The sequence below is a fragment of the Streptococcus sp. SCPM-O-B-15294 (M123) genome (assembly GCF_058200455.1).
On sequence record NZ_JBYQGU010000002.1, the window covers coordinates 14,062 to 31,602 of the forward strand.

The 17,541-nt window shown below is 42.8% G+C and carries 15 protein-coding genes; 10 read left to right on the top strand and 5 right to left on the bottom strand.

The window, feature by feature from the left end:
• Nucleotides 1-106: 106 nt before the first annotated feature.
• The gene (gene metG / locus AC3E8G_RS01690; protein ID WP_125375016.1) at nt 107-2,098 is read left to right on the top strand and encodes a methionine--tRNA ligase; all 1,992 of its coding nucleotides are present in this window, start codon (nt 107-109) and stop codon (nt 2,096-2,098) included.
• A 498-nt stretch (nt 2,099-2,596) separates the two neighbouring features.
• Here the strand turns inward: metG and AC3E8G_RS01695 are convergent, their stop codons facing one another.
• Both AC3E8G_RS01695 and AC3E8G_RS01700 read right to left on the bottom strand, forming a co-directional pair.
• Nucleotides 2,597-2,803 (bottom strand): helix-turn-helix domain-containing protein, encoded by a 207-nt coding sequence (locus AC3E8G_RS01695; protein ID WP_003006064.1) that lies wholly within the window; start codon nt 2,801-2,803, stop codon nt 2,597-2,599.
• A 10-nt stretch (nt 2,804-2,813) separates the two neighbouring features.
• Complete coding sequence (locus AC3E8G_RS01700; protein ID WP_314370119.1) at nt 2,814-3,335, bottom strand: DUF2975 domain-containing protein; 522 nt, start codon at nt 3,333-3,335, stop codon at nt 2,814-2,816.
• A gap of 175 nt (nt 3,336-3,510) precedes the next feature.
• On the opposite strand from AC3E8G_RS01700, the gene AC3E8G_RS01705 reads away from it, so the two are divergent.
• Nucleotides 3,511-4,779: a DUF6287 domain-containing protein gene (locus AC3E8G_RS01705; RefSeq protein ID WP_490676879.1), complete on the top strand. Its 1,269-nt coding sequence runs from the start codon at nt 3,511-3,513 to the stop codon at nt 4,777-4,779.
• A 134-nt stretch (nt 4,780-4,913) separates the two neighbouring features.
• Here the strand turns inward: AC3E8G_RS01705 and AC3E8G_RS01710 are convergent, their stop codons facing one another.
• Nucleotides 4,914-6,098: a DUF2974 domain-containing protein gene (locus AC3E8G_RS01710; protein WP_490676880.1), complete on the bottom strand. Its 1,185-nt coding sequence runs from the start codon at nt 6,096-6,098 to the stop codon at nt 4,914-4,916.
• 183 nt (nt 6,099-6,281) lie between these two features.
• Between AC3E8G_RS01710 and AC3E8G_RS01715 the strand changes: the two genes are divergently transcribed.
• The 5 genes from AC3E8G_RS01715 to AC3E8G_RS01735 all read left to right on the top strand — a co-directional run bounded on the left by AC3E8G_RS01715 (nt 6,282) and on the right by AC3E8G_RS01735 (nt 10,973).
• Nucleotides 6,282-6,959 carry a response regulator transcription factor gene (locus tag AC3E8G_RS01715; protein WP_006596753.1) on the top strand — a complete coding sequence of 226 codons (678 nt, stop codon included), beginning with the start codon at nt 6,282-6,284 and terminating at the stop codon, nt 6,957-6,959.
• Nucleotides 6,952-7,926, top strand: a complete 975-nt coding sequence (locus AC3E8G_RS01720) for a sensor histidine kinase (RefSeq protein WP_048715476.1) — start codon at nt 6,952-6,954, stop codon at nt 7,924-7,926. The genes AC3E8G_RS01715 and AC3E8G_RS01720 overlap by 8 nt, the downstream gene beginning before the upstream one ends.
• 158 nt (nt 7,927-8,084) lie before the next feature.
• On the top strand, nt 8,085-8,213 hold the full coding sequence (locus AC3E8G_RS01725; RefSeq protein WP_023022528.1) for a hypothetical protein: 129 nt from the start codon (nt 8,085-8,087) through the stop codon (nt 8,211-8,213).
• 15 nt (nt 8,214-8,228) lie between these two features.
• Nucleotides 8,229-8,987 carry an ABC transporter ATP-binding protein gene (locus tag AC3E8G_RS01730; protein WP_006596750.1) on the top strand — a complete coding sequence of 253 codons (759 nt, stop codon included), beginning with the start codon at nt 8,229-8,231 and terminating at the stop codon, nt 8,985-8,987.
• The gene (locus AC3E8G_RS01735; RefSeq protein WP_048715478.1) at nt 8,988-10,973 is read left to right on the top strand and encodes an FtsX-like permease family protein; all 1,986 of its coding nucleotides are present in this window, start codon (nt 8,988-8,990) and stop codon (nt 10,971-10,973) included.
• A 369-nt stretch (nt 10,974-11,342) separates the two neighbouring features.
• On the opposite strand, the gene AC3E8G_RS01740 is transcribed toward AC3E8G_RS01735, so the two are convergent.
• Nucleotides 11,343-11,606, bottom strand: a complete 264-nt coding sequence (locus tag AC3E8G_RS01740; RefSeq protein WP_003012241.1) for a SemiSWEET family transporter — start codon at nt 11,604-11,606, stop codon at nt 11,343-11,345.
• 280 nt (nt 11,607-11,886) lie between these two features.
• On the opposite strand from AC3E8G_RS01740, the gene AC3E8G_RS01745 reads away from it, so the two are divergent.
• From AC3E8G_RS01745 to AC3E8G_RS01755, 3 genes are all read left to right on the top strand, one after another.
• Nucleotides 11,887-12,144, top strand: coding sequence for a SemiSWEET family transporter (locus tag AC3E8G_RS01745; RefSeq protein ID WP_003006102.1), 258 nt, complete (start codon nt 11,887-11,889; stop codon nt 12,142-12,144).
• A gap of 175 nt (nt 12,145-12,319) precedes the next feature.
• On the top strand, nt 12,320-13,087 hold the full coding sequence (locus tag AC3E8G_RS01750; protein ID WP_048715480.1) for an ABC transporter ATP-binding protein: 768 nt from the start codon (nt 12,320-12,322) through the stop codon (nt 13,085-13,087).
• Nucleotides 13,080-15,071 carry an FtsX-like permease family protein gene (locus AC3E8G_RS01755; protein WP_490676883.1) on the top strand — a complete coding sequence of 664 codons (1,992 nt, stop codon included), beginning with the start codon at nt 13,080-13,082 and terminating at the stop codon, nt 15,069-15,071. The genes AC3E8G_RS01750 and AC3E8G_RS01755 overlap by 8 nt, the downstream gene beginning before the upstream one ends.
• 322 nt (nt 15,072-15,393) lie before the next feature.
• Here the strand turns inward: AC3E8G_RS01755 and AC3E8G_RS01760 are convergent, their stop codons facing one another.
• Entirely contained in the window at nt 15,394-17,358 is a 1,965-nt protein-coding gene (locus AC3E8G_RS01760) for a peptide ABC transporter substrate-binding protein (protein ID WP_414286183.1), read from the bottom strand.
• Nucleotides 17,359-17,541: the final 183 nt, after the last annotated feature.

The window sequence follows — 17,541 nt, forward strand, 5'->3', positions numbered from 1 at the left end:
TTTGTCCATCGCAGACCTAGCTGTTTTTTGGTTTTCAGGGACTCCTAAAAATGATATAATGAAGTGTTATTACATAAGGTTTCATTAGCCTTGAAAGGAAAAGAAAATGACAAAATCATTCTACATCACAACCCCTATCTATTACCCATCTGGTAAATTGCATATTGGTTCAGCTTACACAACCATCGCCTGTGACGTCTTGGCACGTTACAAACGCATGATGAACTGCGATGTTTTCTACCTGACTGGTCTCGATGAGCACGGGCAAAAGATTCAGCAAAAAGCAGAAGAAGCTGGCATTACACCGCAAGCTTATGTAGATGGGATGGCGGTTGGAGTGAAAGAACTCTGGCAATTACTCGATATCTCATATGATAAATTCATCCGTACGACAGACGATTACCATGAAAAAGTGGTGGCGCAAGTCTTTGAACGCTTGCTGGCACAAGACGACATCTACCTAGGTGAATACTCTGGTTGGTATTCAGTCTCTGATGAAGAGTTCTTTACAGAAAGCCAATTGGCTGAGGTCTTCCGTGATGAGAATGGCAAGGTCATCGGTGGAGTAGCCCCATCAGGTCACGAAGTAGAATGGGTTTCTGAAGAATCTTACTTCCTTCGCCTCAGCAAATACCAAGACCGCTTGGTTGAATTTTTCAAATCCCAACCAGATTTCATCACACCAGATGGCCGTCTCAATGAAATGTTGAAAAACTTCATTGAGCCAGGTTTGGAAGATTTGGCAGTATCTCGGACCACCTTTACCTGGGGAGTTCCTGTCCCATCTAATCCAAAACACGTGGTCTATGTATGGATTGATGCCCTTCTTAACTATGTGACGGCTCTTGGCTACGGTCAAGAAGATCATGAAAACTTTGACAAGTTCTGGAACGGAACCGTCTTCCATATGGTCGGAAAAGACATCCTTCGTTTCCACTCCATCTACTGGCCAATCCTTCTCATGATGTTGGATATCAAATTGCCAGAACGTTTGATTGCCCATGGTTGGTTTGTCATGAAAGACGGCAAGATGTCTAAGTCTAAAGGAAATGTCATCTACCCAGAAATGTTGGTGGAACGCTTCGGCTTGGATCCGCTTCGTTACTACCTCATGCGCAGTTTGCCAGTTGGTTCAGATGGGACCTTCACACCAGAAGACTACGTGGCTCGTATCAACTATGAATTGGCCAATGACCTTGGAAACCTCCTCAACCGGACGGTAGCCATGATCAATAAATACTTTGGTGGTCAAGTTCCTGCTTATGTCGAAAATGTTACCGTATTTGATGCTGATTTGGCTAAGGTGGTTGAAGAAAACATCGCTGAATACCACAAGCAAATGAACGGGGTTGATTACCCACGCGCATTGGAAGCCGTATGGAACATCATCTCTCGTACCAACAAGTACATCGATGAGACAGCTCCTTGGGTCCTCGCTAAAGAAGACGGTGACAAGGAACAATTGGCAGCGGTCATGGCTCACTTGGCAGCTAGCCTTCGTGTTGTGGCTCACTTGATCCAACCATTCATGATGAACACCTCAAATGCCATCATGGAACAACTTGGCTTGGGCTTGGACTTCGATCTTGAAAACTTGACCCTAGCAGGCTTCCCTGAAAATGTCACAGTGGTTGCCAAAGGAACTCCAATCTTCCCACGTCTTGACATGGAAGAAGAAATTGCCTACATCCAATCTCAAATGACTGCAGGCAAACCACAAGAAAAAGAATGGATTCCAGAAGAAGTGGAACTCAAGTCGGAAAAAGATGAGATCAAATTTGAAGACTTTGACAAGGTTGAAATCCGTGTAGCAGAGGTCAAAGAAGTGGAACGCGTCGAAGGATCAGACAAACTGCTTCGCTTCCGCCTTGACGCTGGTGACGGTGAAGATCGTCAAATCCTCTCTGGTATCGCGAAATTCTATCCAAATGAACAAGAATTGGTTGGCAAGAAACTCCAAATCGTGGCCAACCTCAAACCACGTAAGATGATGAAGAAATATGTCAGCCAAGGCATGATTCTTTCCGCAGAACACGGAGATCAATTAACGGTCCTAACCGTAGATTCATCTGTACCAAATGGAAGCATCATCGGTTAAACGATAGACAAAGAAAAAATCATCTAAAAAACTTTCCTTAGGTGAGTACGGACGTCAGCGAACTTCGAAGAAGTTCCATGACTAATTATTGAGCCTAAGGTCTCAATAATTCCGAGTGCCTGAAACAACTGTGTTTCAGGCATTTTTCTCACGACGGAAAGTTTCAGTAGATGATTGAATAATTCTAACGAATGAATTTTTTTTAGAGAAATTATTTGATTTGTAAGGAAAAACAGGTGGTCTACGCTCTCAAGCACTCCTCGGGAGTGCTTTTCTTGTATTGATATAGTTCCTATCATTGAATTTTACAAGGATAGAAGATGAGTCCTATTAGTAATAAATGTTAATGGAGACTTCCGCAGTGAGAAAAGAGTCTGAAACGTTATCGTTTCAGACTCTCGGAAGATTTGAGACAGTAGGCTCAAATCTTAGGTATGGAATCCCAAAGGGATTCGCTACCGTCCGTCCTCACCTAAGGAAAGTCTCCGAATATAGTTCCTATTCATCTGGCCGGTATTCCAAGATATCTCCGGGTTGGCAGTCGAGTTCTTTGCAGATGGCTTCAAGGGTGGTGAAGCGGATGGCTTTGGCCTTACCGGTTTTGAGGATGGAGAGGTTAGCTGTCGTGATGCCGATTTTATCGGCTAGCTCATTGGATTTCATTTTCCGCTTGGCCAGCATGACATCTAGATTGACGATAATCATGGCATCCTCCTTAAATGGTTAGCTCATTTTCTTCAGCGATCTCAATCCCTCTCTCTAAAATCTTGCCAAGGACCCAGACGATTGGAACGGCAAGGAGAAGCCCTGTGTTAAAGGTAAATTTGAAAGTGAAGGGAAGGAGATAAGCATCGCCACTGGTTTCAAGTGTGCCAGACATAAAAGACAAGACCAAGAGAATCTTCCAAGCTCGGTTGCAAAGATCAATGTTGGAGTGAGAAAAGATCTTTTCTTGGTAGAGATTTTTGAGGAAGCTGCGAATGGTGATGAGAAGGTAAATATAGATAGCGCTTGAGGCTAGTGGGAAGAGCAACTGCCAGAGAGGTTGGAGATGTTTGGGGAAGAGTTGGATGCCATTCACATCAAAGGACAAGCGTCCAGATTGAATGAGATCCTTAAACACTCCCATCCGGGAAAGCAGGTGGACGACCAGTGCAGCCACGGTTATAAAGCCACAGAAGTAAATGAAAGCCGTTAAGACTTCAATGACATTTTTTAAGGTTTTTGACTTTTTCATCGCAAGCCTCCTTGAAGTTTTTTTATTTTTCACTTATAGTATACTCCTTATAAAAAATAAGTCAATAAAAAAGTATCGAAAAACGATAAAAAATTTATGAATTTCAGTCAAAATTTGCTTTAAATAGAATTTAAGGTATACTATTAGGTAACTACCATTTCAAGGAGGTATTGAAATGATCAAAAAGTTAGATAAGAAATATCTTTGGATGATCATCGCTTTTGTGAGTGCAGTGGTTCTAATCGGAGGAGTCTATCTCTACTCTAGCTCCAATATTCAACCGGATCATCAAAAAGAGTTCAACCAGACTTCGAAGACCTCGTCTTCATCTAAGGAAAAAGCTATCGATCTGTCTGGTGAATATGTCTCTAGTGCGCGTGATAAGGCCAAGATTCAAAAAGATGGGAAATCTTGGAAGATTGATTACGAGACAGAAGATGGTCCTGTATCAGCAACTTTCTCAACGGATTTCAAAGTAGAAGGAGCCAATAAGGTTTCTACTAGTCAGATGAAAAAGTCAGATGGAAATAAGGATTTCACCATCACTGTGCGTATCTTTAAATACAAAACAGATAAAGACCCCCTTATTACGGTAACCATGTTAGATAAAGACCCCGATCATGAGATGGTCTTTGCCAATCGGAAGGATTTCTTCAAATCGACGAATCCAGATGATGCGGTATTGGATGGGGATTTGACAACCTTCGCGGGAAGCTATTCCAATGAATCTATTGAAAAGCAGATTGCGGATTCCGGCTTTAAGCTGTATGGTTATAGTCCAGAAGATTACTACAATCACCGGACTACTGTCTTTCCTTCTATCTACTCTGATCAGGACAATGGATGGAGCTTCTGGAGTGGAGCCACCAATGTCCAATTTGTCCTCAATAAAGATAAGAAACCTAAGAAAGCAGGCGCGACCTATCAGGTTTACTTTGTTCAAGCTGGAACAACTGGAGCAAGTCCTGGTCAAGAATTGATTGTCACCTTGATTCCTGAAAATGTTCAAGGTCCTGATGGCGTCGTTTCACCTTTGAGACGTATCTTCTACCATCAAGCCTCCTTCCAAGCCTACCAGGACAAATGGTGGGAAGCTTACCCAGCGCCTAAGAAGGAAGTAGACCTCGATATTGCGGCTATCAATAATGGAGATTTTTCAAGCCTGGCAGGGACATGGCGCAATGCCAAAGGCCAAGAGATGGTCATCCAAGAAGATGGAACTGTGAAAGGCCAAGGAAGATTAAAAGCAGTGCCAAACTCTGATAAAACAAGTAAAGTCCCTTATGTAGATCTACGTGTGGGAGAAACAGGAGTGGCAGTTGGCCTCTTTAAGATTGGTTTTGAAAATCCTGATGGAGACCAGTCAGATAAGAGCAAACCTCGCTTGGTTGTTACCCAATCAGCTGGGAACTATCCAGCAGATCAATACTTCTATCGTCAATAAGAAGCGAAAAACCCAGGAAATGTGATTTCCTGGGTTTTGTTTTGCTTTAATGAATTCTCTTTCTATAAAAAAATTCGTTTACACCATTGGATGTAAACGATATTGTTACATTTTATAAAATAGAGTTAAAATTGTCAATCTTTGTGCTCAAGAAGCAGAGGTGAGGAGGACTCGATTGCTTTTTTTCGCTTGAAAAATGCAGTCATTTGAAGCAGGATCCGGGGAACTGTTTGCCATTTTTTCCAAGCTTGGACACGGGTGTCGATGAGTTGCTTGGCTAGACGTTCCAGCATTTCTCTTTCTGTTGGATCTAGGTCCTGAGCATTTTGAAAGATTTCTTTGATCTTGGAGAAATTTTTCAAGTTCATCAAATCATTAATCGAAGTGATGCCGGCGTCTAGAAAAATGCCAAAAAAGGTATCAAAGAACTTCTTGCGCTCATCCGCCGATGTTTCGCGAACCCACTGCTTCAGGGTCTCGTCGGTCTGCTGGCTATCGGGACTGGTTTGATCCAGGGTCACAAATCCATCCTTTTCAACCATCCAAGTAAAGGCGTCATGCTGGGCAAAGCCACCAAAAGCTCGGCTTTTGACAATCGTAGCAGGCTCAGGAACTTCCAGCATCATCCCAACGATAGACCCTTGCGGGACAAAGCGGTGAACGAGGTGCGCGATTCGTTGATAGCCCTCCGTTTCGATAATGGCCTTGTTGAGGCCAGGCGCGTCGTAACAGTAGATGGCGTCGACCTTTTCAATCAGATGATCTGGAAGGTAAGAGCAGGCGTAGGCTGCGAGATTGCCCCCTTTGGAGTGGCCGGCTACCATAAAGCGTCCTTTAGGAAATTCCTTCATGACATGTTGTAGGTAGCTGGCTGCACGCCTCTGAGATGGGACATGGTCCATATAGGTCATGTGGAAGTCTTCCTTCCAGCCGATCAAGGTATCATCCGTCCCTCTGAAGACAACTAAATAAACATCCATGGTAAGACGATAGGTCATAGCCGCAAACTGCTTCTGAACATCGGGGTCATATTCGTCGACATAGTTAAGAAGTTTGACATTCTTAAAGCGTTTGGATGTAGCTAGGATATCGACTAATTGCAGGTGTTTGTCTGTCACGATGAAATCTGTGGTTCGATCGACTAGCTCTACTGCATCAGATAAGCGGACTTCAATATTGGTCGTATCCCCTTGAGGCACGATCCGATCAAAAGGAAGATAGGTCAGCTCTGTCAGTGCCAGGACATCGAGTTCCTTAAAAGGGCGATCGTAGATGGAATCATAGGCGACATAGTCTAGATAATCAAAAATCGTGGACATGAGATTCTCCTTTGTATCTGTATGTTCAGTATAGCATAAAATACCTGAAAAGCCCCTCAGTAAAAATAGGAAATTGACGAAAGGAGTTACCTGTAAGTTGAGATGGCGAAAAATATGTATGCTCCTTGGATAATTTGATATAATGAAAGGGTAATACTCTAGTAAGAAAGAGAAGGAAAGAGCATGCACAAAATTCTTCTTGTCGAAGATGATGAAACCATTCGCCAACAAGTGAAGAAAATCATGGAGCAGTGGGGCTTTGAAGTTATTGCAGTTGATGACTTTATGGATGTATTGGGGACCTTCGTCCAGACCAATCCTCATCTGATTCTGATGGATATTGGCCTTCCTCTTTATAATGGCTACCATTGGTGCCAGGAAATTCGTAAGGTGTCTAAGGTCCCTATCATGTTTTTATCCTCACGAGATCAAGCTATGGACATCGTCATGGCTATCAATATGGGAGGCGATGACTATGTGACCAAGCCATTTGATCCCAATGTCCTTCTGGCAAAAATTCAGGGTCTCCTTCGCCGCTCTTATGAGTTTGGAACTGATCAAGATTTGTTAGAACACCGGGGCGCTATCCTCAATCTCAAATCCATGGATCTGGTCTACGAGGGAGAGGTGGTTAATTTGACCAAAAATGAATTTCAAATTCTTCGCATCCTTTTTGAAAAAGCTGGAAGTGTAGTGGCTCGGGATGATCTAATGAAGGAATTGTGGAACAGTGATTTCTTTATTGATGATAACACCCTCTCGGTCAATGTAGCTAGACTTCGGAAGAAACTCGAAGAAGCAGGACTGGAACATTTTATCGAAACGAAAAAAGGTATAGGATACGGGTTGAGCAATGGATAATCGATTCTTATTTGTCAAACATTATCTGATTTCTCACCGTCGCTATCTCTATTTAATTGGGTTACTCCTTTCATCCCTGGTCTTGTTTGCCTATATATTCGAAGGCTACCGCAATTTTCTCCTTTACCTGACAGGAATTTTGGCTTTTTTGAGTCTTCTTCTGGTCATTTGGGATGCTGTAGCTGGGTATCAGGCCTGTCGGAAGGAAGTGCTCTATGGGGAGGGACTACCTGAGACCCCTCTAGAATTGGTCTTGAGTCAGAAACTAGCAACCAGTCAGCAAGCCCAACGTGAGCAGACAACGGTGAGTCTAGAGACCTACAATGACCTGATGGATTACTATACCCTCTGGGTCCACCAGATTAAGACGCCCATTGCGGCCAGCCAACTCTTAGTTAAAAATATAGAAGACAGCGAGCTGAGACAACAAATGGAGCAGGAGCTCTTTAAGATTGATTCCTATGCCAATGTGGTCCTCCAGTATCTGAGACTCGAAAGCTTTCACGATGATTTGGTTCTTAAGCGTGTTCCACTCGAAGAGCTGGTCAAAGAAGTCGTGCGAAAGTATGCCATCTTCTTTATTCAAAAGGGCTTGACGGTGGATCTGCATGACTTAGATGTCGCCGTCATTACCGATCGCAAGTGGCTCTTGGTCATCATCGAGCAATTGCTGTCTAATAGCCTTAAGTATACCAGCACTGGCGGGATTGAGATCTATTTCAAAGACCAGACCCTTTATATGAAAGATAGTGGGATTGGAATAAAGGATAGCGATATACTCCGTGTCTTTGAGCGGGGATTCTCCGGCTACAATGGGCATTTGACCCAGCAATCTTCTGGACTAGGCCTCTATCTGTCTAAAAAGATTGCCGATCAGCTAGGGCACCAACTCCAGATGACGTCTCAAGTCGGCCAAGGGACGACTGTTGCTATACGTTTTGAAGAGAAGAAGTTGGTCATGGATTAGGAGAATTCGTCGGTACCTAATGATTCTCTCCCTAAGCTTCTCTTTTATTTGAAAATGACAAAAATGTAAGATTTAATTTTAAAAATGAAAGGTTAGGTTATGGTGACCGCCTTTTATTTTTTATACAATAGTCTCATCAAATAAAGGAGGTCAAGAAAATGAAACTCTTGAAATGGATGAAAGAACCCAAAAAGATTAAGAAACCAAATAAGAAAACCGATTTGGAAAAGGCGGAATTTGGTCGCCAAGTCCTACAACAAACCCAAGAATTTTTCTTGATCTACTAGTATAAGGAGAAAAGTATGTCATTACTAGACGTTCAACATATCAAAAAAATCTACAAAACCCGCTTTCAAGGGACGCAGGTTGAAGCCTTAAAGGATATTCACTTCACTGTTGAAAAAGGGGAGTATGTCGCCATCATGGGGGAATCAGGATCTGGGAAATCGACCCTCCTCAATATCTTAGCCATGCTGGACCAGCCGACGGAAGGACGAGTCTACCTCAATGGCACCGATACCTCGACCATCAAGAACAAGGACGCTTCGAGCTTCCGTCGGGAAAAACTAGGCTTTGTCTTTCAAGACTTCAACCTGCTCGACACCTTGTCCGTCAAGGACAATATCCTCTTACCTTTGGTCCTTTCTCGCAGACCCGTCAAGGAAATGATGAGCAAGGTCGATAGCGTGAGTCGAGAGTTGGGCATTCACCAACTTCTAGAGAAATATCCTTACGAAATTTCTGGTGGGCAAAAACAACGGGTGGCTGTAGCACGGGCCATCATCACCTCACCTGAAATTCTCCTTGCTGATGAGCCAACAGGGGCGCTGGATTCCAAGTCTTCGGCTGCTTTACTAGATGTCTTTGAAGATATCAATACCATGGGGCAAACCATTCTTATGGTGACCCACTCAACCGCAGCGGCAGCTCGGGCCAAGCGCGTGCTCTTTATCAAGGACGGGATTCTCTACAACCAGATCTTCCGCGGGGAAAAGACAGAGCGTCAGATGTTCCAAGAAATCTCGGATACCCTAACGGTCATGGCAAGTGAGGTGGAGTAGATGTTTCGATTAACCACTAAATTAGCTTGCTCTAATCTGATCAAGAACCGCAAGCTTTATTATCCCTTTGCGATTGCAGTCATTCTCGCAGTGACCATCGCCTACCTCTTTGACTCCCTGACCTTTAATCCCCATATTTCAAAACTTCGAGGGGGATCTCCCATGCTCTTCACCCTAGGCTTGGGACTGTTTGTGGTCAACGCTGCGGGGGCCATCATTGTGCTCTATGCCAATAGCTTCGTCATGAAAAACCGCTCCAAGGAACTGGGGATCTACAGCATGCTGGGCCTTGAGAAGCGCCATCTCATCAGCATGATTTTCAAGGAACTCTTGATCTTTGGCTTTTTGACTATCTCAAGCGGAGTGTTGATCGGGGCTCTCTTTGACAAGCTGATCTTTGCCTTTCTCTTGAAACTCATGAAGATGAAGGTCCAGCTGGTATCCACCTTCCAACCTGGGATTGTCATCTTGGTCTTTGTCACCTTTGGTCTCATCTTTGGCCTCCTAGTTTTTCTCAATGCTTGGCGAATTCTCCGTTTGAATGCCCTGCAGTTGACGCGTGAGAAGGCTAGTGGTGAAAAGAAATCCCGCTTCTTGTGGCCCCAAACCATCCTGGGTTTAGTTTCTCTTAGTTTTGGCTACTACCTGGCTTTGTCAGTCAAAGACCCATTGTCTGCGATTGTGATTTTCTTTCTAGCGGTTGTCTTGGTCATGATCGGAACCTACCTGCTCTTTAATGCTGGGATCACCGTCTTCTTGCATCTGCTTAAGAAAAAGAAGGGCTATTATTACCAACCCAACAATATGATCTCGGTCTCTAACCTCATCTATCGCATGAAGAAAAATGCAGTGGGACTTGCGACTATTGCCATCCTCTCAACCATGGTGCTAGTGACCATCTCTGCTGCGACCAACATCTATGTTGGTGGCGAAATGGTCAAGAAAATTATGGCTCCTCATGATTTCTCTGTCCAAGGAAAAGGGGTAGACCTGGAGCAAATCAATCAGAAATTTGATGAATTTGCTTCTGAGCACCAGCTTGAAATCAAGAATCGTGACCTGATGACCTATGCCAACTTTGGAATCAAATCCCAAAAGGGCACAGACTTTACGGTCTATCCAGCTGACGAACGCAGCGTCACTCCCAAAACCGTCTTTATGGTCTTTGACGCAGCTAGCTATGAGCAGATGACAGGAGAAGAGGCCGATCTGACTGGCAACCAAGTTATCCTCTTTGCTCATAACGAGGCTCTCAAAGGCCAAAAGCAGTTTACTATCAATGGCCAAGACTTCCAAGTAAAGGAAGAAGTGACCAAGGATTTTATCACAGATCACTTGCCCAACATGTATAACATGCTGACGGAGGATTTCAATTACCTAATCGTTCCAGATCTCTCAGCCTTTATCGCCCAATTTCCAAATCTTGCCATCTATACCAATATCTATGGTGGATTCAATGTCAATGTCGGTGAAGACCAGCAACTCAAGCTGGCAGCTAGCTATGATAAGATGATCGATGAATTGAGCAGTCAACAGGGCCAAGGAACATTTGTCTATGGAGGTAACCGAGCCAATGATGTGGCAGAGTTGAATAGCCTCTTTGGTGGCATCTTCTTTATCGGGATTTTCTTGTCACTGATCTTTATGGTCGGAACGGTCATCGTCATCTACTACAAGCAAATCTCGGAAGGTTATGAAGACCGTGACCGCTTCGTCATCCTCCAACAGGTGGGGCTTGATGAAAACGAGGTCAAACGGACTATCAACCGTCAAGTGCGGACCGTCTTCTTCCTTCCCCTCATCTTTGCCTTTGTCCACCTGGCCTTTGCCTATCATATGATTCGTCTCATTCTCAAAGTGCTCGGTGTCATCAATAGTGGCCAAGTCCTCATCGTGACCCTCAGTGTCTGTGCCGTCTTTCTCGTCACCTACCTGATCGTCTTTTGGATCACCTCTCGGAGTTACCGTAAGATTGTGCAGATTTAGGAAAAGAGAAGCTCAAATCATATTGGAAACTTTCCTTAGGTGAGTACGGACGTCAGCGAACTTCGAAGAAGTTCCATGACTAATTATTGAGCCTAAGGTCTCAATAATTCCGAGTGCCTGAAACATAATTATTTCAGGCACTTTTCTCACAGCGGAAAGTTTCAATATACTCTAATAATAATCAGATATTATTTGGATATTTTTGCACAATAATCCAGCATAGGTTATTCAAAGAAAAGAATTGTCAATTTTTTTAGCTTGCTCATAGCGGGCTTTTTTGTACGAAAACCGACTGCGATTGTTTTTGTTTTTCAAAGGGATACACAAAAAAGACTGAACCCGTAGAGTTCAGTCTTTGTTCACTTTCTATTAAAGTGATGTAAGGAAAGTCAATCCCCCTAGGATGACACCTGCCGAATTCGGAATGATCAAAATCCAGTCTTTTTTAGGTTCCTTTGTCCAACCATAAATGACCCAGATCAAGCAAGAAATAGCAGCTGACAAGGGTTGGAAAGGTTGGGCCTTATTTCCCTGTAAATTAGCAATAATTTGTGGGATGTAGGCAATGAAAACGATAATCCCAATAAAGGCACCGATCGAGCCAACGATTTGGTTGATTTTTTGTTTATTCATAAAATTTTACCTCTGTGTATCAAAATAGCATAAGTAGGAAGAAAATGCAATTAATTTGCATGCTACGCAAAATGAAAACGATCACATTTGTAAAAGAATTAGACAAAGTGTCAAAAAATGGCAACTAGAGAGAAAATTCACTCAAAAAGAAATCCATCTTCCTGCAAAATCACAAGATTGTGACACTTTACAGTTCGGTAACAGTTGAAAAAAGTACTTGAATTTTAAGAGGACAAGCGTTAGAATAGTGCGTACTTAAAAAATGAAAGGTATTTTGAAAATGAATGAAAAACAAATGAAAATTCTTGGTTGGGTTGCAACCTTTATGTCTGTGATGATGTATGTGTCTTACTTCCCACAAATCATGGATAACCTCGCTGGTCACAAAGGAAACTTTGTCCAACCTTTAGTTGCCGCTATCAACTGTAGCCTTTGGGTCTATTATGGACTCTTCAAAAAAGAACGCGATATCCCACTTGCTGCAGCCAATGCACCAGGGATCATCTTTGGTTTGATCACAGCCATCACAGCTTTATAAGAAGAAACTAGCTCCCGCAAGGAAGCTAGTTTTTTAATACCTTACAGAAATGTAAGAAATCAGGGTAAAAATGAAAGGTTAGCTTATTGTAGATCTCTCTCCAAATGGTTACAATAGAGGTGTAAAAAGTTTTATGGAAGTCAATCGTATAACTAGATGGAAATGGAGAATAAAAATGGCCTTATTAGATGTACAACATGTGAAAAAAATCTACAAAACCCGCTTTCAAGGGACGCAGGTCGAAGCATTGAAAGATATTCACTTCACCGTGGAAAAAGGGGAGTACGTCGCCATCATGGGGGAATCAGGCTCCGGGAAATCGACCCTTCTCAATATCCTAGCCATGCTGGACCAGCCGACCGAAGGGCGGGTCTACCTCAACGGGACTGACACCTCAACCATCAAGAACAAGGATGCTTCAAGCTTCCGTCGGGAAAAACTAGGCTTTGTCTTTCAAGACTTCAACCTGCTGGATACCTTGTCCGTCAAGGACAATATCCTTCTCCCTCTAGTCCTCTCACGCAGACCGGTCAAGGAAATGATGAGTAAGGTCGATAGCGTCAGTCGGGAGTTGGGCATTCACCAGCTCTTAGAAAAATACCCTTACGAGATCTCTGGTGGGCAAAAGCAACGGGTGGCTGTAGCACGGGCCATTATCACCTCACCTGAAATCCTTCTCGCTGATGAGCCAACAGGGGCGCTGGATTCTAAGTCTTCAGCTGCTTTGCTAGATGTCTTTGAAGATATCAATAGCATGGGCCAAACTATCCTCATGGTGACCCACTCAACTGCAGCGGCAGCGAGGGCTAAGCGCGTGCTCTTCATCAAGGATGGGATCCTTTACAACCAGATTTTCCGTGGGGAAAAAACAGAGCGTCAGATGTTCCAAGAAATCTCAGATACCTTGACGGTCATGGCGGGAAAGGAGGATCGTGATGTTTAAATTAACAAGTAAATTAGCTCTTTCCAACCTCAAACAAAATCGCAAGCTCTATTATCCCTTTGCCTTGGCTGTTATTTTAACGACTATGATCCTTTATAGTTTTATCGCCTTGTCATCGACCCCTCATTTAGAGGATTCTTACGGAGGGGGAGCGGCGAGAACTGTTCTTGGTTTTGGTAGTTTCGTTGTCCAATTAGTCGTCATCATTTTAGTGGCTTATGCCAATGGCTATGTCATGAAAAATCGTTCCAAAGAATTGGGACTGTACAGTGTTTTGGGGATGGAGAAGAAGCACCTTCTCGTCATGACCTTATGGGAACTGCTCTCCTTCTATGTTCTCACAGTTGGAGTAGGACTGGGCTTGGGACTCTTGTTTGATCGCTTGATTTTTGCCTTGCTCCTAAAATGTATGGGGCTACCAGTCGTCATTCAATCAACCTTCCAGATAGAGGCTGTTCTTAATACTTTACTTGGACTAGCCTTAGCTTTTAGCCTCATTCTTTTGTTGAATTCTTTCCGCCTCTTGCGCTACAGTTCCCTCCACCTCATGCAACAGAAAAAAGCAGGAGAGAAGAAGGGACGCTTCTTGCTGGTCCAAACTCTTTTAGGACTTGGGCTCTTAGGAATTGCGTTTTATATAGCGCTAACCGTTGAGCGTCCGGTAGCGGCTGTTCAAGGATTCTTTATTGCCGTCATCTTGGTCATTCTAGCGACTTATCTCTTATTCAACGCAGGATCCATTACCTTCTTAAGATTTCTCAAAGGTCGGAAATCCTACTATTACAAGCCAGAGAATTTTATATCCGTCTCCAACTTAATAGCTCGGATGCGAAAAAATGCAGCGGGCCTTGCGACCATTAGTATTCTTTCCACCATGGTCTTGGTAACCTTAACCGGGTCGCTCAATATCTTTATTGGAGGGCAGAACTACCTAGATACTGTTTACCCTTCTGATTACATGATTAGTGTGGGGCATATGCCTTCAGATGCTGAGACAGAACCAGTTATCAAGGATGTTCAAGCTCAAATTAAGAAAACAGCCGATGCGACAAATCTATCAGATTATCAGGTGGCACAGACAACATACTGGTCGGCTGAAATTCGAAAGATTGATGGAAGGAGCTTAGAGGTTTATGAACAAGCTGGTCAGGAGATGAAGACAGAGGGAACAGTCTACTTTTTTGATCAGGCGACTTACGAGCAACTGACGGGTCAAAAAGTTGAGCTTGGAGAAAATGAAATCTTAGCTTATGGGTATCAATATCCTGGAAAATTAGACGCACAATTAGAAATCAATGGGAAGACCTTCACGATTAAACAAAAACTAGATTCCAATTTTATCCAAGGGAAGATCCCACAAAACGCCCTGTTTCAACACCAAATGGGCTTGTACCTTGTCCTCCCTGATTTGAACCAACTGGGTCTAAAAGTTGATAAGAATTTAGAATTCTCTATTAATGCCAAAAATAAAGACAACAAAGATTTTACTGGTGACGTGACCAAAGAGCTGTATTCGACAGACAAAATGAGTCAATATGGTGCGACTTATTTTGGTGGATATGAACGATACAGCATAGAGAAAGAGTGGCGTGAAACAGCAGGGACTCTCCTCTTTATTGGGATTTTCCTATCAGTCATCTTTCTATTAGCTACAGTACTTGTCATTTACTACAAACAGATTTCAGAGGGTCATGAGGATCGGGATAATTTTGTGATCTTGCAACAAGTAGGATTGGACCAAAAACAAACCGGCACCACCATTCGCAAACAGATTCTCACCGTCTTTTTCCTTCCATTATTCTTCTCCTTCCTATACCTAGGAGTAGCCTACAAGATGATTGCAAAGATCGTAGCCATCTTAGGAGCGACCAATGCGGGCTTGGTCCTTCAAACAACTCTTTCCATTTGTGCTGTCTTTTTCATCTCTTATGTTCTCGTCTTTCTTCTGACTTCTAGAAGTTATCGGAAGATTGTCGTGAGATAGCGTTTGATACGATGGAAGCTTAGGAAAATAGGTGAAGATAAAGCTCCCCTTGAAACTTTCCTTAGGTGAGTACGGACATCAGCGAACTTCTAGGAAGTTCCATGACTTAGTTTTGAACCTAACGTTTCAAAACTCCCGAGTGCTAGAAACAAGAATGTTTCTAGCAGTTTTCTTACAGCGGAAAGTTTCAGTGTATGCTTGAATGAGCTAATTGGATGTATTATCTTAATTATTTATGTGTTCCTAATTTGTTCTATATAAAGAAACAATTTGTCTACATTTTAAAACACCGAGGATTACATCCCCGGTGTTTTTATCGTGATTATTTCACGTGTTTTGCAAGTTCTTCTTGTGCTTTTTTATTGGATTCTTCTTTTTCTTTCAACCAATTCTTATAAGCTTTGTCATAGTCAGCCGTTGTGACTGTATCACTTTGTAATTCCATGTACTTGTAGTAGCTAGCCCCGTCTTTGATACCAATCAAGGAGAAGGCTTTTGTAAATGGTTTGATCTTCGTGATAGAAGGAACAGCACCTTTAGAGTATACAGGAAGTGCAAAGGCATTGTCTGTCAACCAAGCTTGAGCAACAGCATATTTTTCATAACGAGTTTTGGTATCCAATTGTTCTGCATTGGCATCATCCAATAGTTGTTTGTACTCGTTCAAACCTAGTTTTTCAATTAGGGCTTGGTCAGTTGCCGGATTGATTCCCATTCCTGCTAAGGCTGAACCATCGACTGGATTGAAGATATCCAAGTAAGTTGATGGGTCTTGGAAGTCAGGTCCCCAACCAGCGATATCCATATCAAAGTCTTTTTGATCAGGACTTTGAGCGAAGTAGGTTGCATTGTCCGCATCTTCAGTAGACAATTTCTGAACATCCACGACAACATTTTCTTTTCCTAATGTTTTTTCGATGGAGTCTTTCATTGAATCAGCTTGTTGCACAATGCTAGCAGAAGACTGGTCAACCACATAGTCGATGTGGATTGGGAATTGGACACCTTGCGCTTGGAGCTCTTCTTTGGCTTTAGCAAATTGTGCTTTAGCCTTGTCCGCATTGAACATGCTATCTTGTGCATCAGCTAGGCTGACATCCTTCCAATCATCTCCTGTTGCAGCAAGTTTTTCTTCAACAACAGTACCGAAGTCTTTGTTGTCTACTTGCACAAATGTTGGAGGTACAAGAAGCGTACGAAGGGTTTTGCTAGCCCCGTCTTTACCGTTTGATTGGGCACTTAGAGAAGTACGATCAAGGGCAAAGTTGATGGCTTGACGGAAGTTTTTGTTTTGAAGAGCTGTTTTGGTTTGGTTCTTCTGGTCGTCTGTTTTTTTCTCAGTATGACCGTAGTTTTGACGGTTTACGTTGAAGTAGACATAGTAGACAGTCGCATCTTGCGGTGAATAAACGATATTGTCCTTGAATTTTTTCTCAATGGTACTGAAGGTTGAGCTCGTTGGGAAGAGACGCGCAGTGGTCAAGTTTCCATCAGAGAAGTTACGAGCTAGGTAGTCTTGGTCAGAACCATCGAAGTAGGTCAATTTGATATCATCGATCTTCACATTGTCTTTGTCGTAGTAGTTCTCGTTCTTAGTGAACTCCATCAACGATTTTGAAGTGAAGGATTTCAAGTAGTAAGGACCGTTGTATAGGATTCCAGAAGGTTTGACGCTACCAAAGTCTTTACCTGCAGACTTGAGGAATTTTTCATTGACGGGCATCATGGTCGAAGTCGTCAATTTAGAATTCCAGAAGGATTCAGGTTGAGCCAAGGTGTATTGGAGGGTATGGTCATCAACGGCTTTGACACCAACTTTAGAGAAGTCCGTGTTTTTACCAGTGACATAGTCATCCAGGCCGGCTACTGAGTTTTGAACTAAGTAGAGGGCATCTGACTTGTTGTCTGCTACATATTTCAGAGAAGTGACGAAGTCCTGTGCAGTGACATCCGCATATTCGTTCCCTTCTGAGTCATACCATTTTGCATCTTTACGAAGTTTGTAAGTATAAGTCAATCCATCCTTAGAAACAGACCAATCTTCTGCTAGAGCAGGGACCAAGTTACCGTATTGGTCGTTTTCAAAAAGTCCATCTACTAAGTTAGTTGTGACATCACTTGTTGTTGAACGGTTTGAAAGGAGGTAGTTCAAAGAGTCTGGATCAGTGCTATACACGTATGAAAAAGTGTTTGTCTGAGAAGACTTTGCAGATGATCCACAAGAAGCAAGGAACAGGGCTGAAGCAACCGTGACACCTGCTAGGAAAGCTAGTTTAGATTTTTTCATCACTTATCTCCTTTAATAAAGATTTTGTATTATTATACACCTTTTTTTATAAAAAGCAAATTTTATTTGAAAATAATTGTATATTTAGTCATAATGCTCGGATTTATCGAGTTTCATGCAGTATTTTTAACTATTATGCTTTACAAACTAGCTAAGGAGGAGTATACTAATAATGAAAGGACT